Origin of the sequence: Arthrobacter sp. IK3 (assembly GCF_051337705.1) — a bacterium.
Classification (GTDB): Bacteria; Actinomycetota; Actinomycetes; order Actinomycetales; family Micrococcaceae; genus Arthrobacter_B; species Arthrobacter_B koreensis.
Window position 1 is genome coordinate 15,211 of sequence record NZ_JBPPSW010000013.1, and the last position, 12,945, is coordinate 28,155.

A 12,945-nucleotide genomic window follows, 5' to 3' on the forward strand; every position below is an offset into this window, starting at 1 on the left:
TACCGAAACGGCTTGCTTTTCAAGCGTAGCGCCGCGGCAACTGACACGGGGAATCCGTGCCATTGTTACCGGCGGAATTAACGCGCGACGGAGCCTTCGGTGTAATCGTCGTCGGACTTGATCCAGGAGAACAGCTTGCGCAGTTCGCGGCCGGTGGCCTCGATCGGGTGGTCCTCACCCTTCTGGCGCAGTTCCTTGAACTCCGGAGCGCCGGCGTCCTGGTCATCGATGAAGCGCTTGGCGAAGGCACCGTTCTGGATGTCCGCGAGGACAGCCTTCATGTTTTCCTTCACCTCGGGGGTGATGACGCGCGGGCCGGAGACGTAGTCGCCGTACTCGGCGGTGTCTGAGACGCTCCAGCGCTGCTTGGCGATGCCGCCTTCAACCATCAGGTCAACGATCAGCTTGAGCTCGTGCAGCACCTCGAAGTAGGCGACCTCCGGCTTGTAGCCGGCCTCGGTCAGCGTTTCGAAGCCGTACTGGATCAGCTGGGAAGCGCCGCCGCAGAGGACAGCCTGCTCGCCGAAGAGGTCGGTTTCGGTCTCTTCGGTGAAGGTGGTCTCGATGACTCCTGCACGGGTGCCGCCGATGGCCTTGGCGTAGGAAAGCGCCAGGTCCTTGGCCTTGCCGGAGGCATCCTGTTCAACGGCGATCAGGTCCGGAACACCGCGGCCTGCTTCGAACTCGCGGCGGACAATGTGGCCCGGGCCCTTCGGAGCAACCAGTGCGACGTCGACGTCGGCCGGCGGCTGGATGTAGCCGTAGCGGATGTTGAAGCCATGGCCGAAGAACAGGGCGTCGCCGGACTTCAGGTTCGGGGCAATCTCTTCGGCGTAGACGAAGCGCTGGACCTGGTCCGGGGTGAGGACCATGATCAGGTCTGCTTCGGCAACGGCGTCGGCAACGCTGAGCACCTTCAGGCCTTCGGCTTCTGCCTTGGCGCGGGACTTGGAGCCTTCCTTGAGGCCAACGCGGACATCAACACCGGAATCGCGCAGGCTCAGGGCGTGTGCGTGGCCCTGGCTGCCGTAGCCGATGACGGCGACTTTGCGTCCCTGGATGATCGACAGGTCTGCGTCGTCGTCGTAATACATGTCAGTCACTTCAATATCTCCTGTTTGGTCTTGGATAAAGGTTTGCGGGTGGAACTAGGCGCTGCGCAGGGCGCGGTCGGACATCGACTTGGCGCCGCGGCCAACGGCCAGTGTTCCGGATTGAACAATTTCGCGGATGCCAAAGGGCTCCAGCACTGAGAGCAGTGCATTGAGCTTTTCGGCGGTGCCAGTTGCCTCAACGATCAGGGAGTCTGTAGACACATCTACCACTGAAGCACGGAACAGCTCGGCTGCCTGGGTTACCTGCAGCCGGGTTGCGGCATCCGCGCGAACCTTGACCAAGATGTGGTCGCGTTGCACGGAAGACTCGGGAACAAGTTCGACAATCTTGATGACGTTGACGAGCTTGTTCAGTTGCTTGGTGACCTGCTCCAGCAGGTCACCTTCAGCCTCGACGACGACGGTGATGCGGGACAGGCCCGCAACTTCCGACGGGCCGACGGCCAAAGAATTGATGTTGAACGCCCGGCGGGCGAACAGGGACGCAACACGGGTCAGGACACCGGGTACGTCTTCTACGAGCACGGAAAGGGTGTGGCGTGCCATGTCCCCTACTCCTCCTCTTCCCAGGTGGGCGTCATGTTGCGGGCAATCTGGATGAGGTCGTTGCTGACTCCGGAGGGAACCATCGGCCAGACCATGGCGTCGCGGCTGACCACGAAGTCGATGACGACGGGGCGGTCATTGATAGACAGTGCCTTCTCGATTGTCGCGTCAATGTCCTCTTCGCGTTCGCAGCGCAGGCCCACGCAGCCGTAGGCATCCGCGAGCTTCACGAAGTCCGGAACCCGCACGGTGTCGTGGCCGGTGTTCAGGTCCGTGTTGGAGTAGCGGGATTCGTAGAACAGGGTCTGCCACTGGCGGACCATGCCCAGGGAGGAGTTGTTGATGATGGCTACCTTGATCGGGATGTTGTTGATCAGGCAGGTGGCCAGCTCCTGGTTGGTCATCTGGAAGCAGCCGTCGCCGTCGATCGCCCAGACCACGCGGTCCGGGTTGCCGACCTTGGCGCCCATGGCCGCCGGCACGGAGTAGCCCATGGTGCCCAGGCCGCCCGAGTTGAGCCAGGCGCGGGGACGCTCGTAGTTGATGAACTGAGCGGACCACATCTGGTGCTGGCCCACGCCTGCCACGTAGACGCCTTCCGGCCCCGTGAGCTCACCGATGCGCTTGATGACCTGCTGCGGGGCAACGTGTCCGTCTTCGGGTTCGGTCCAGCCCGTGGGATAGGTTTCCCGGATCCGGTCCAGGACCGCCCACCAGGCGGTGATGTCCGGTGAGCCGGAGGCTTCGAACTGGCTGCGGACCGCTTCGGTGAGTTCGGGGATGATTTCCTTGACCGAACCCACGATCGGCACGTCCGCGGTGCGGTTCTTGGAGATTTCCGCCGGATCGATATCTGCATGGATGACCTTGGCACCCGGTGCGAAGGAGGACAGCACGCCGGTGACGCGGTCATCGAAACGGGCCCCCAGGGTGATCAGCAGGTCCGACTGCTGCAGGGCCGTGACTGCCGAGACGGAACCGTGCATGCCCGGCATGCCAACATGCTGCTTGTGGGAGTCGGGGAACACGCCGCGGGCCATCAGCGTGGTCACCACGGGAGCGCCAACCTCTTCGGCGAGCTCCAGCAGTTCAGCCGATGCGTCTGCCTTCAGCACGCCGCCGCCAACGTAGAAGACCGGCCGCTGGGATGCGGCGATCAGGCGGGCAGCCTCGCGCACCTGCTTGGAATGGCCGCGCACCACGGTGCGGTAGCCGGGCAGGTCGATCTTCGGCGGCCAGGAGAACGTTGTGGTTGCCTGCTGTGCGTCCTTGGTGATGTCCACCAGGACGGGGCCGGGACGGCCGCTGGTCGCAATGTGGAACGCTTCGGCCAGGACCCGGGGAATCTCGTCTGCGCTGGTCACCAGGAAGGAATGCTTGGTGATCGGCATGGTGATGCCCACGATGTCCGCTTCCTGGAACGCGTCGGAACCGATCACGGCACTGTTGACCTGGCCGGTGATGGCAACCATGGGAACTGAATCCATGTGTGCGTCCGCGATGGCGGTGACCAGGTTGGTGGCGCCGGGGCCCGACGTCGCAATGCAGACACCGGCGCGGCCGGTGACCATGGCGTAGCCTTCCGCAGCGTGGCCGGCGCCCTGTTCGTGGCGGACCAGGATGTGACGCAGCTTGGTGGAGTCCATCAGCGGGTCATAGGTCGGCAGGATCGCACCGCCTGGCAACCCGAAGACATCGTCGACTCCGAGCTCTTCCAGGGAACGGACGATGGCTTGCGAACCGGTCATCTCGGTGGGCGATACTACGTTGTTGGGTCCCTGGACACGAGTGTCCACGGCTTCAGCAGGATGAACAGAAAAAGCTGCATCTTTGTGCTTGGCCGGCGCGGGGCGTGCCGGGCCGGTCTTTTGTGCCATCAGCGACGGGCTGGCTGGCGATCCCTTACTCATCGGAAACTTCCTTTGCGGATACATATCCATTTGTTCTGATGCGGCGTACCGCCCGGAGGGTAGGCCCGGAGCGGTCTCTGTGCTTTCTGAAGCCAATAAAAAAACCCCTCGTGCCTGTTGGCTCCGTAGGGGTCCGCGCGTGACGTCTTTTTCAAGTCGGGCTGTTACGCCACGCGCTTGCTAAGGACGACGGTTACGATCTGCATAAAGATCAGTGTTCCCCTCCTCCGGCAACGGTGTCAACCGGAGGCCCATCCGTCTCATTATATGGACATCCCGTCCCACCCTCTGGACATGCCCCATGGGAGGGCCCCGCCGCCATACCCATCCCCCACCCCACCGAGATGACAGAAACGGCTCGTATGAGGCCTGTAACGAGCAGTTTCTGCTATTTCGGCGAGATGGCAGGAGTCAGGCTACGCGCTAGCGGGTCTCCAGCACCCTCCCCCTCAAGGCGGCAGGGCTTAATAAAGTTGGAACCAGGGCCCCGAGGTGCGGTGCGCTCCAGCGCCGCACCTCGGGAAGGTTTCAACCGCAGTAAGCCCCGGTGGAAGCCGAGTTGACCATCTTGGCGTACTTGGACAGGACGCCCTTGGTGAACTTGGCGGGCAGCGGCTCCCACCCGACCTTGCGGGCTTCGAGCTCTTCGGGCTCCACGAGCAGGTCGAAGGTGCGGGCTGCGATGTCCACGCGGATGCGGTCGCCGTCCTTAACAAAGGCGATGGGTCCGCCGTCGACTGCTTCCGGAGCAACGTGGCCGATGCACAGGCCTGTGGTGCCGCCGGAGAAGCGGCCGTCCGTCAGCAGGAGCACGTCCTTGCCCAGGCCCGCGCCCTTGATGGCGCCGGTGATGGCGAGCATCTCGCGCATACCGGGGCCGCCCTTGGGGCCTTCATAGCGGATGACGACGACGTCCCCCGCGTGGATTCCGCCGGCGTCGAGCGCATCCAGGGCACCCTGCTCGCGCTCGAAGACGCGTGCGGTGCCTTCGAAGACATCGGCGTCGAAGCCTGCGGACTTTACGACGGCGCCTTCCGGTGCCAGCGAGCCCTTCAGGATGGTGATGCCGCCGGTCTTGTGGATCGGGTTGTCGATGGCACGGAGCACCTTGCCGTCGGGATCCGGCGGGTTGATGGCTTCGAGGTTCTCGGCAACGGTCTTGCCGGTGACGGTGAGGCAGTCGCCGTGCAGCAGGCCGGCGTCGAGCAGCGCGCGCATGATGACGGGCACGCCGCCGATCTTGTCGACGTCGTACATGACGTAGCGGCCGAACGGCTTGAGGTCACCCAGATGGGGAATCTTGTCGCCAATGCGGTTGAAGTCCTCGAGCGTGAGGTCAACCTCCGCTTCACGGGCGATCGCCAGCAGGTGGAGGACGGCGTTCGTGGAACCGCCGAAGGCCATGGTGACGGCTATGGCGTTCTCGAAGGCCTTCTTGGTCATGATGTCGCGTGCCGTGATGCCCTTGCGCAGCAGGTTCACGACGGCTTCGCCGGACTTGCGGGCGAATTCGTCGCGGCGGCGGTCAGCCGAGGGCGGTGCGGCCGAGCCGGGCAGGGACATGCCCAGTGCCTCGCCGATGCAGGCCATGGTGTTGGCGGTGTACATGCCGCCGCAGGCACCTTCGCCGGGGCAGATGGCCCGTTCGATGGTGTCCAGGTCCTTGAGGCTCATCTTGCCGGCGGCGCAGGCACCAACAGCTTCGAAGGCGTCAATGAGGGTGACTTCCTTCTCGGTTCCGTCTTCGAGCTTGGCGAAGCCGGGCATGATCGAGCCGGCGTAGAGGAACACGCTGGAGAGGTCGAGGCGGGCGGCAGCCATCAGCATGCCGGGCAGGGACTTGTCGCAGCCGGCCAGCAGGACCGAACCGTCCAGGCGCTCTGCCATCATCACGGTCTCAACGGAGTCGGCAATGACTTCGCGGGACACCAGGGAGAAGTGCATGCCTTCGTGGCCCATTGAAATACCGTCAGAGACGGAAATGGTGCCGAACTGCATGGGGAACCCGCCTCCGGCGTGCACCCCTTCCTTGGCACCCTGGGCCAGCCGGTTCAGGGAGAGGTTGCAGGGAGTAATTTCGTTCCAGGAACTCGCAATGCCGATCTGGGGCTTGGCGAAATCGTCATCGCCCATGCCAACCGCACGGAACATGCCGCGCGCAGGCGCCGCATGGATACCGTCGGTCACGACTCGGCTGCGGGGTTTGATGTCAGGGGTGCTCTCCGTGGTCATAGCAAAATCCTATTCCTTCCGCGTCCGGGCCGGCGCATCCGGAGGCGGCGCCGGGGGCCGTGTTACGCCCGGGTTACGCGGACTGCACAGCCGAATGAACTTTGCCTGCAGCCCCGGCGCGCTTCCCTCGATGGGGGTGCGTGTCCATACACTGGGGAGCATGAGTGCGGAAACAGGACCGGAAGAAAGCCATGGCAGCGACGAACTGAAGTCCGCCCTTCGCCGCGTCTTCGACTCCCAGATGCCGAACTACGGTGACTACAACCTTGTCTGCGCCACTCCCCTGCCGGGTTCAGCGGGCTACTTTGTCCTGGGCTACCGGTGGAGTCCTCCCGAGCTGGTGTTCGCACCGTTCGAAACCGGTTCGCTGGAGGGCCTTGAACCGCCCACTGCGGTAAATACCACCAACCTTTCCCATGCCGATGAGCTGGCACCGGGAAGCTATGAGGTAGGAACCAGCACCGGAAGGGTGTTCCGTTTCGGAGTTGAAGCCGAGGCAGCACTCCCGGCCGCAGCCGGGGGCACGAACCGGGTCCTCCGCCAGCACGGTGACCGGTCCGACTTCAACTCCTTCCTGGACGTCTTCCTGGACCTGGCGTAGGCGTCAGCCGCGCTTCCAGGGTCCGGACTGGACCAGGTTTAGTGGTTCTTCCCCGGCGGCCAGCCGCTGTACCTGCCGGCGCAGGAACTCCTCGATCCGTGGCGTGAACGCGTCCGAGTTCCCGCCGACGTGCGGGGTGATGATGGCATTGGCGCAGCCCCACAGGGGATGGCCGGCCGGCAGCGGTTCCGGATCCACGACGTCGAGGGCGGCGCGCAGCCTGCCCGATACGACCTCCCGGGTCAGGGCGTCCGTGTCAACCACGGGTCCGCGTGCCACGTTGACCACCAGCGCGCCGTCCGGCAGGGCGGCGAGGACCTGTTCACCGACGAGGCCGCGGGTGGATTCGTTAAGCGGCGTGATGACCACGAGGACTTCGGTATCCGCAGCCAGGCGCACCAGTTCATCCGCGCCGTGGACCCGGCCGCCGTCGTCGTTCCGGGCCGTGCTGCCCACCCGGGTGAGCCGCACTTCGAACGGCGCCAGGCGGGAGGCGATTTCCCGGCCGATTCCGCCCACACCAACGAGCGTGACCTTCCGGTCCGCAAGACCGGGGTACCGGTGGGGATTCCACCGGCTCTCCTGCTGGTCCCGTACGGCCGCATCGATACCCCGCAGCGAGGCAAGCATCAGGCCGACGGCGAGCTCAGCGGTGGCGGCTGCATGGACGCCCGCGGCGCTGGCAACGGCGGCGCCGCCCGCCGCCTCCGGCAGACCGTCATAGCCGGTGGTCTGGGCCTGGAGGAGAAGGAGGTTCGGCACCCGCCGCAGGCCCTGCTGCCAGCCGTTCCCGCCCGCGTAGGGAGCAACGACGGCGTCGATGTCCGCGTAGCCAGCTCCCTCTGGATCCGATTCGAAGTCCCAAAGCACTGCGCGCATTCCGCCGGGAAGCGGCGCGAGGGAATCAAGGAGCTGGCGGGTCGGCACGGTGATGGTGCGGACTTTTGGTTCGGCTGACATGCTTCCATAGCCTAGCGGCGCTGCCCTGACGGCAAAGAAAAACACCCCGGCCTGATGGCCGGGGTGTTTTGCCGTGGTGCGCGAGGAGGGACTTGAACCCACACGTCCGAAGACACTGGAACCTAAATCCAGCGCGTCTGCCAATTTCGCCACTCGCGCGCGGCAGCCAGGCCGGTTTCCCGGCGAAAGCCAGCCTTTAGTGTACCCGAGGTTCAGTCGAGACCGAGATCACGGCGCAGTTTGGCAACATGGCCGGTGGCCCGGACGTTGTACTGGGCGAGGGAAACCTTGCCCTCGGGATCGACAACCACGGTGGAGCGGATGAGCCCTTCGTAGGTTTTGCCGTAGTTCTTCTTCTCGCCCCAGGCGCCCCAGGCCTCGGCCACCGCGTGGTCCGGGTCGGAGAGCAGCGGGAAGTTCAGGGACTCGTCCGCGGCGAATTTCGCCAGTTTCTCCACCTTGTCCGGAGAGACGCCGAGGACGGAGTACCCCGATGCGGCAAGCGAGTTCAGGTTGTCCCGGAAATCGCACGCTTCATTGGTGCAGCCGGGCGTTGCTGCTGCCGGGTAAAAGTAAACAATGACGCTGCGGCCGCGCAGGTCCGCCAGGGACTGGGCCGAGGAGTCCGAAGCCGTCAGGGTGAAGTCGGGCGCCTGGTCACCGGGGGTGAGTTTCGACATAAGAGACTGGGCTCCTTAGGTATCAATTGAGCAAAGGCTGTGTCACAGGACGACAGCAGGCTTGCGGTTGGTTATCCTAGACACTGGATTTGTAGGCTATCCGATCAGGCCGCGTGAATCCGCACTCGAAAGGAAGAGTTCAGTTTTATGCCGGATATGGAGCATTGGCCAACCGGTCGCCTCTTATCAACAGCTGCCCGCCTGGTTGAACATGCCTGGAATGAGCGGCTTGTTCGTATAGGAGTGACCCACGCGGGCGTCATCGCCCTTGGAGTCCTGGACAGCCAGGGACCCATGACCCAGGCGCACCTCGCGCAACTGGTCCGCGTACAGGCACAGACGATGGGCAAAACCCTTGCGCGCCTCGAAGCGCACGGGCACGTCACGCGTGTCCGCAATGACCTGGACAAGCGCAGCCACATGGTGTCCATCACTCCTGCGGGCGTTGAGGCCCTGCATGAGGCACAGGACATCGAACGCACCCTGCTCGACGGCGGAGAGCTGCTTTCCGAGGACCTCCGCAGCCAGCTGCGCACCGTCATCCGTGAACTGGGCAATCCGCGCTGGCACATGTCAGTGGATGTGCCGGGCCTCCCGGTGCCCCTGGAAGCACCGCTCGAAGTCCCGGTGGACACAGCGTCCCGGACCGCGTAGCGGCCGGACAACGAGCTTATTTACGGGAGGGGCACACCATGACGGTGTGCCCCTCCCGTATTTATGCCCCCGCACTTCGCTGGCGCTGCGCCAACCCCAAACACCTGGGTAAAGTCCGCGTAAGGAGGTGGCAGTGACGGCAGAACCAGACCGGGAAACCTCCAGCGGGGACGGCAGCGAGACGGCCGAGGTGCTGGAAGAAACGGCCAACAGCACGGGGCTTGACGTCCTTGCGCGGTCCGGATTCGCGGTCCTTGCCCTGCTCCACATCCTGATCGGTGCGATCGCCGCCGGCATTGCCTTCGGTGGATACGGGCAGGCGGAGACCAGCGGCGCCATCGGGCCCCTTGCCCGATCCGAACCCTTCGGCCCCCTGCTGATGTGGGCAGGCTGTATCTCCTGCGCCGCACTGGCACTGTGGCAGCTCGCCGAAGCCACCGTGCGCGTGCGCCGCGCTCCCCTGAAGAAGAGACTGGCCAAGGGTGTCTCCTCCGGGTCCCTGGTCCTGATCTACGGGAGCGTCGCTGCGACGTTCGCCGCGTTCGCCGCCGGCCGGGGCCGGGACTCCGGGGACAGTACTGCGGACTTCAGCGCCGCGGTCATCGATTCACCCGCGGGCTCCCCCGCACTGGGTGCCGTGGGTGCCCTCGTCCTGGGGATTGGCGGGTACTTCGTCTTCAAGGGCTGCGCACGCCGCTTCCGTCCCGAGCTGAGGTACTTTGCCCACACCCGTCGCGGGCACCTGCTCAACGCGCTGGGCGTGGCCGGCCATGTGGGCAAGGGAATCGCTCTGGTCTTGGTGGGAATGTTGTTTATCGCCGCCGCCATCAACCACCGGGCGGAGGAGTCAACCGGGCTGGACGGCAGTCTGCAGGCCCTGCTGGACTATTCCTTTGGTGCGCCGCTGATCCTCGCGATTGCGGCCGGCCTCATCTGCTACGGCATCTTCGCGCTGGCGCGGGCGCGCTGGGGCAGGATGTGAGCCGGGACAGCTAGGTGACCGGAACTTCAACCCATTCGGGTCCGCCCCGCCATCGCACATGCATGCTTCCCGGCGGACGGTACCCGCCGTGGTGATGCAGGTGGAATTCGACACCTTCTTCCGCGGCGAGGTTCATTCCAGCAGGCAGGTCCTGGGACGTTGCCCCGGTCCGGGCGAGGTCCACCATCACCTCGTCGAGCTCTCCACCACTCGTATTGCGCAATACGTAGGTGTCCTTCGCGGGGTTCTCGATACGGACTTCACCACTCATGGCAGGCTCCCGTGACTAGCGGCAGGCTGAGTCGCTTGGACAGCGGCTCCTTACCCCCAGTGATGCTACGGGAAGCGGCCCGGCCGCCGGAAGACTCCGCGGCCGGCAGTGACGCAGCAGGGGGCAAACGAAAAGCCCCGTGCTCCCGGCCAGTGGCCGGTCCGCACGGGGCTTTCCTCAACTGTGCACCCCCCGGGACTTGAACCCGGAACCCATTGATTAAGAGTCAATTGCTCTGCCAATTGAGCTAGAGGTGCGCGGTGGTGATCCTACGGAATGAAACTCCCCGGCGATCAGCACCGGGAAAATACTTTACCACCCTTTTTGCGTCCTGCCTAAACAGGTCCGCGGCCACCCTGCGGACCCGAAAAGCAGCGGGGCGGCAGCAGCAGATCCGCCCCGGATCATAAAAAAATCCGCCGCTCCATGAGCCGGAGCGGCGGATTTCCTCAACTGTGCACCCCCCGGGACTTGAACCCGGAACCCATTGATTAAGAGTCAATTGCTCTGCCAATTGAGCTAGAGGTGCGTGGCAGATGCTGAACGTGAACGGCGCTGGTAAAACCAGCTCTTCGCGCTCGGCAACGACATGAAACTCTACCAGCACTTTTCGCGTGGCAAAAACCAAACCCGCCAAGTGAGAGCTGATTCACAACGGGGTGCCGGGGTTCGTGCCTGCCTGGTTCGGCGGGACCATGAGCTCCCCGGGCCGGGATTGCCACTGCGGACCGTTGTGGACCACCCAGGTACGGCGCGGACCTCCGGTTCCTGCATCCAGCGAACTGACCTCCACGGTTACGGTCCCCGGAGTGCCCGGCATCCCCTGCCGCCAGTCCGGCAGGTACGGATCCTTGCGCGCACTGATGGGCACAGAGCCCGCCGGGCCAGGATCCGGGATGTCCGCCCGGCTGCCTGGTCGGACGGGGATCCTGCGCAGCCGCTCCAGGAGCGCTGCCGCTGCCGCAGCTGCCAGCCCAATCGCGGCGCCGGCTGCGAGCGCCGCCAGCCCGGGCCGTCCGCTTCCCGCCGAAGAGGTACCCACAATTCGACGCTACGGCCGGTCCTCCGCGCTGTCCACATGATCCGGGCAAAACCCTGCGCGGTGTGTAACCGAATTGTGACCCCGCTCAACACGCTTAGCGTCCCAAACCATCCCGCAGGTGCCGCTAGGCTCTGGGACTACACATGTGTTCCACAACACATCGATGCGTCCGGCCAACCGGCAGGAACGCACCTCACGCCCAGAGGAGATAGAGAAATGACCCTTGCTGGCAGATTCACTCTCAGCCGGCAGGCCCGGCGACGGGCTGCCGCCCTGACTGCCGGGCTGGCCATGAGCGCCCTGGTGCTCTCCGGCTGCGCCGAAAGCAACCGGGACGCAGCGGACGACGGCGCCACAGCCTCCGAGGTTGACGGCACTTTCGTCTTCGCCGCTTCCTCCGATCCCAAGACCCTGGATCCCGCCTTCGCCTCTGACGGCGAGTCCTTCCGCGTCAGCCGCCAGATCTTCGAAGGCCTCGTGGGCGTGGAGCCCGGCACCGCCGATCCCGCACCGCTGCTGGCCAAGTCCTGGGAGACTTCCGAGGATGCACTGACCTACACCTTCGATCTGGAGGAAGGCGTCTCCTTCCACGACGGAACGCCGTTCAACGCAGAGGCCGTCTGCGCCAACTTCGACCGCTGGTACAACTTCACCGGTATCCAGCAGGCCGAAAGCCAGGCCTATTACTACAGCAAGCTCTTCAAGGGTTTCGCTGACACCCCGGAGACCGCCACCTACGAGTCCTGCGAGGCCCCGGCCGAGAACCAGGCAGTCATTACGCTGGCCAAACCCTTCGCGGGGTTCATCGCCGCTCTCTCCCTCCCCGCGTTCTCCATGCAGAGCCCGGCGGCGATGGAAGAGTACGCAGCAAACGAAGCTTCCGGCACGGCCGAAGCTCCCACGCTGACCGCCTACGCCAAGGAACACCCCACCGGCACCGGTCCCTTCAAGTTCGAAGGCTGGGAAGTCGGCAACCAGATCACACTGTCCGCCTACGAGGACTACTGGGGCGACCAGGGCCAGGTTACGGACATCATCTTCCGCGTCATCGATGATCCGAACTCCCGCCGCCAGTCCCTGCAGTCCGGCGACATTGACGGCTATGACCTGGTGGCTCCGGCCGACACGCAGGCCCTGGCCGACGCCGGGTTCAAGGTCATCCCGCGGGATCCCTTCACCATCCTCTACCTGGGCATGAACCAGAAGGTGGAGCAGCTCGCCGATCCCCTGGTGCGCCAGGCAATCTCCCACGCAATCGACAAGGAAGCGCTGGTCAACCAGACCCTGCCTGAGGGCACCAAGGTTGCCACGCAGTTCATCCCCGACGTCGTCAACGGCTACAACGAAGACGTCACCACATACGAGTACGATCCCGAGAAGGCCAAGGAACTGCTGGCGGAAGCCGGCTACCCGGACGGCTTCACGGTGGACTTCAACTACCCCACCGGCGTCTCGCGCCCGTACATGCCGACTCCCGAGCAGGTGTTCTCCAACATCTCCGCACAGCTGGAAGAAGTGGGCATCAAGGTCAACCCGCAGCCGAGCAAGTGGTCCCCGGACTACCTCGACCGCGTCCAGGCCACTGAGGACCACGGCATCCACCTGCTCGGTTGGACCGGTGACTACAACGACACGGACAACTTTGTAGGCGTGTTCTTCGGCCAGGAGAAGCCCGAGTTCGGCTTCACCAACCAGGAGATCTTCGACCAGCTCGAGGCCGCCCGCCAGGTAAGCAGCCTGGAGGAGCAGACCCCGATGTACGAGAAGATCAACGACGACATTGCCAAGTTCGCCCCGGCCGTCCCGCTGGCACACCCGGCGCCGTCGCTCGCGTTCTCGGAGCGCGTGGATTCGTACCCCGCCTCCCCCGTGAACGACGAAGTGTTCAACCAGATCAAGCTCAACAAGTAGCGGCGAAACGGACCGGGATCCAGCTGGTGCTGGGTCCCGGT

The 12,945-nt window shown here is 64.6% G+C and carries 12 protein-coding genes and 3 tRNA genes; 4 read left to right on the forward strand and 11 right to left on the reverse strand.

The window, feature by feature from the left end:
• Positions 1-77: 77 nt before the first annotated feature.
• From ilvC to ilvD, 4 genes are all read right to left on the reverse strand, one after another.
• A complete protein-coding gene (gene ilvC, locus ACSLGO_RS16005) occupies positions 78-1,103 on the reverse strand; it encodes a ketol-acid reductoisomerase (protein WP_194782432.1) in 1,026 nt (341 codons plus the stop codon).
• 45 nt (positions 1,104-1,148) lie between these two features.
• Positions 1,149-1,661 (reverse strand): acetolactate synthase small subunit, encoded by a 513-nt coding sequence (ilvN, locus tag ACSLGO_RS16010; protein ID WP_091603654.1) that lies wholly within the window; start codon positions 1,659-1,661, stop codon positions 1,149-1,151.
• A gap of 5 nt (positions 1,662-1,666) precedes the next feature.
• Positions 1,667-3,571, reverse strand: a complete 1,905-nt coding sequence (locus ACSLGO_RS16015) for an acetolactate synthase large subunit (protein ID WP_436401476.1) — start codon at positions 3,569-3,571, stop codon at positions 1,667-1,669.
• Positions 3,572-4,099: 528 nt separating this feature from the next.
• A complete protein-coding gene (gene ilvD / locus ACSLGO_RS16020) occupies positions 4,100-5,803 on the reverse strand; it encodes a dihydroxy-acid dehydratase (RefSeq protein WP_091603649.1) in 1,704 nt (567 codons plus the stop codon).
• A 160-nt stretch (positions 5,804-5,963) separates the two neighbouring features.
• Here ilvD and ACSLGO_RS16025 point away from each other — a divergent pair, with 160 nt between their 5' ends.
• A complete protein-coding gene (locus ACSLGO_RS16025) occupies positions 5,964-6,404 on the forward strand; it encodes a hypothetical protein (protein ID WP_091603646.1) in 441 nt (146 codons plus the stop codon).
• A gap of 3 nt (positions 6,405-6,407) precedes the next feature.
• Here ACSLGO_RS16025 and ACSLGO_RS16030 read toward each other — a convergent pair whose 3' ends face one another.
• The 3 genes from ACSLGO_RS16030 to bcp all read right to left on the reverse strand — a co-directional run bounded on the left by ACSLGO_RS16030 (position 6,408) and on the right by bcp (position 8,044).
• Positions 6,408-7,364 carry a 2-hydroxyacid dehydrogenase gene (locus ACSLGO_RS16030; RefSeq protein ID WP_436401477.1) on the reverse strand — a complete coding sequence of 319 codons (957 nt, stop codon included), beginning with the start codon at positions 7,362-7,364 and terminating at the stop codon, positions 6,408-6,410.
• 74 nt (positions 7,365-7,438) lie between these two features.
• A tRNA-Leu gene (locus ACSLGO_RS16035) sits at positions 7,439-7,523 on the reverse strand.
• Between the two features lie 53 nt (positions 7,524-7,576).
• Positions 7,577-8,044 (reverse strand): thioredoxin-dependent thiol peroxidase, encoded by a 468-nt coding sequence (gene bcp, locus ACSLGO_RS16040; protein ID WP_436401478.1) that lies wholly within the window; start codon positions 8,042-8,044, stop codon positions 7,577-7,579.
• A gap of 243 nt (positions 8,045-8,287) precedes the next feature.
• Here bcp and ACSLGO_RS16045 point away from each other — a divergent pair, with 243 nt between their 5' ends.
• Both ACSLGO_RS16045 and ACSLGO_RS16050 read left to right on the forward strand, forming a co-directional pair.
• Positions 8,288-8,698 (forward strand): MarR family winged helix-turn-helix transcriptional regulator, encoded by a 411-nt coding sequence (locus ACSLGO_RS16045; protein ID WP_377955786.1) that lies wholly within the window; start codon positions 8,288-8,290, stop codon positions 8,696-8,698.
• A 133-nt stretch (positions 8,699-8,831) separates the two neighbouring features.
• Complete coding sequence (locus ACSLGO_RS16050) at positions 8,832-9,680, forward strand: DUF1206 domain-containing protein (protein ID WP_263127104.1); 849 nt, start codon at positions 8,832-8,834, stop codon at positions 9,678-9,680.
• Positions 9,681-9,690: 10 nt separating this feature from the next.
• On the opposite strand, the gene ACSLGO_RS16055 is transcribed toward ACSLGO_RS16050, so the two are convergent.
• The 4 genes from ACSLGO_RS16055 to ACSLGO_RS16070 form a co-directional block, all read right to left on the reverse strand.
• Entirely contained in the window at positions 9,691-9,951 is a 261-nt protein-coding gene (locus ACSLGO_RS16055; RefSeq protein ID WP_141653651.1) for a hypothetical protein, read from the reverse strand.
• 184 nt (positions 9,952-10,135) lie between these two features.
• Positions 10,136-10,208, reverse strand: a tRNA-Lys gene (locus ACSLGO_RS16060).
• Between the two features lie 199 nt (positions 10,209-10,407).
• A tRNA-Lys gene (locus tag ACSLGO_RS16065) sits at positions 10,408-10,480 on the reverse strand.
• Positions 10,481-10,600: 120 nt separating this feature from the next.
• Positions 10,601-10,993 (reverse strand): hypothetical protein, encoded by a 393-nt coding sequence (locus ACSLGO_RS16070; RefSeq protein ID WP_436401479.1) that lies wholly within the window; start codon positions 10,991-10,993, stop codon positions 10,601-10,603.
• 216 nt (positions 10,994-11,209) lie between these two features.
• On the opposite strand from ACSLGO_RS16070, the gene ACSLGO_RS16075 reads away from it, so the two are divergent.
• Positions 11,210-12,904 (forward strand): ABC transporter substrate-binding protein, encoded by a 1,695-nt coding sequence (locus tag ACSLGO_RS16075; protein ID WP_091603628.1) that lies wholly within the window; start codon positions 11,210-11,212, stop codon positions 12,902-12,904.
• The last annotated feature ends 41 nt before the right edge of the window (positions 12,905-12,945 follow it).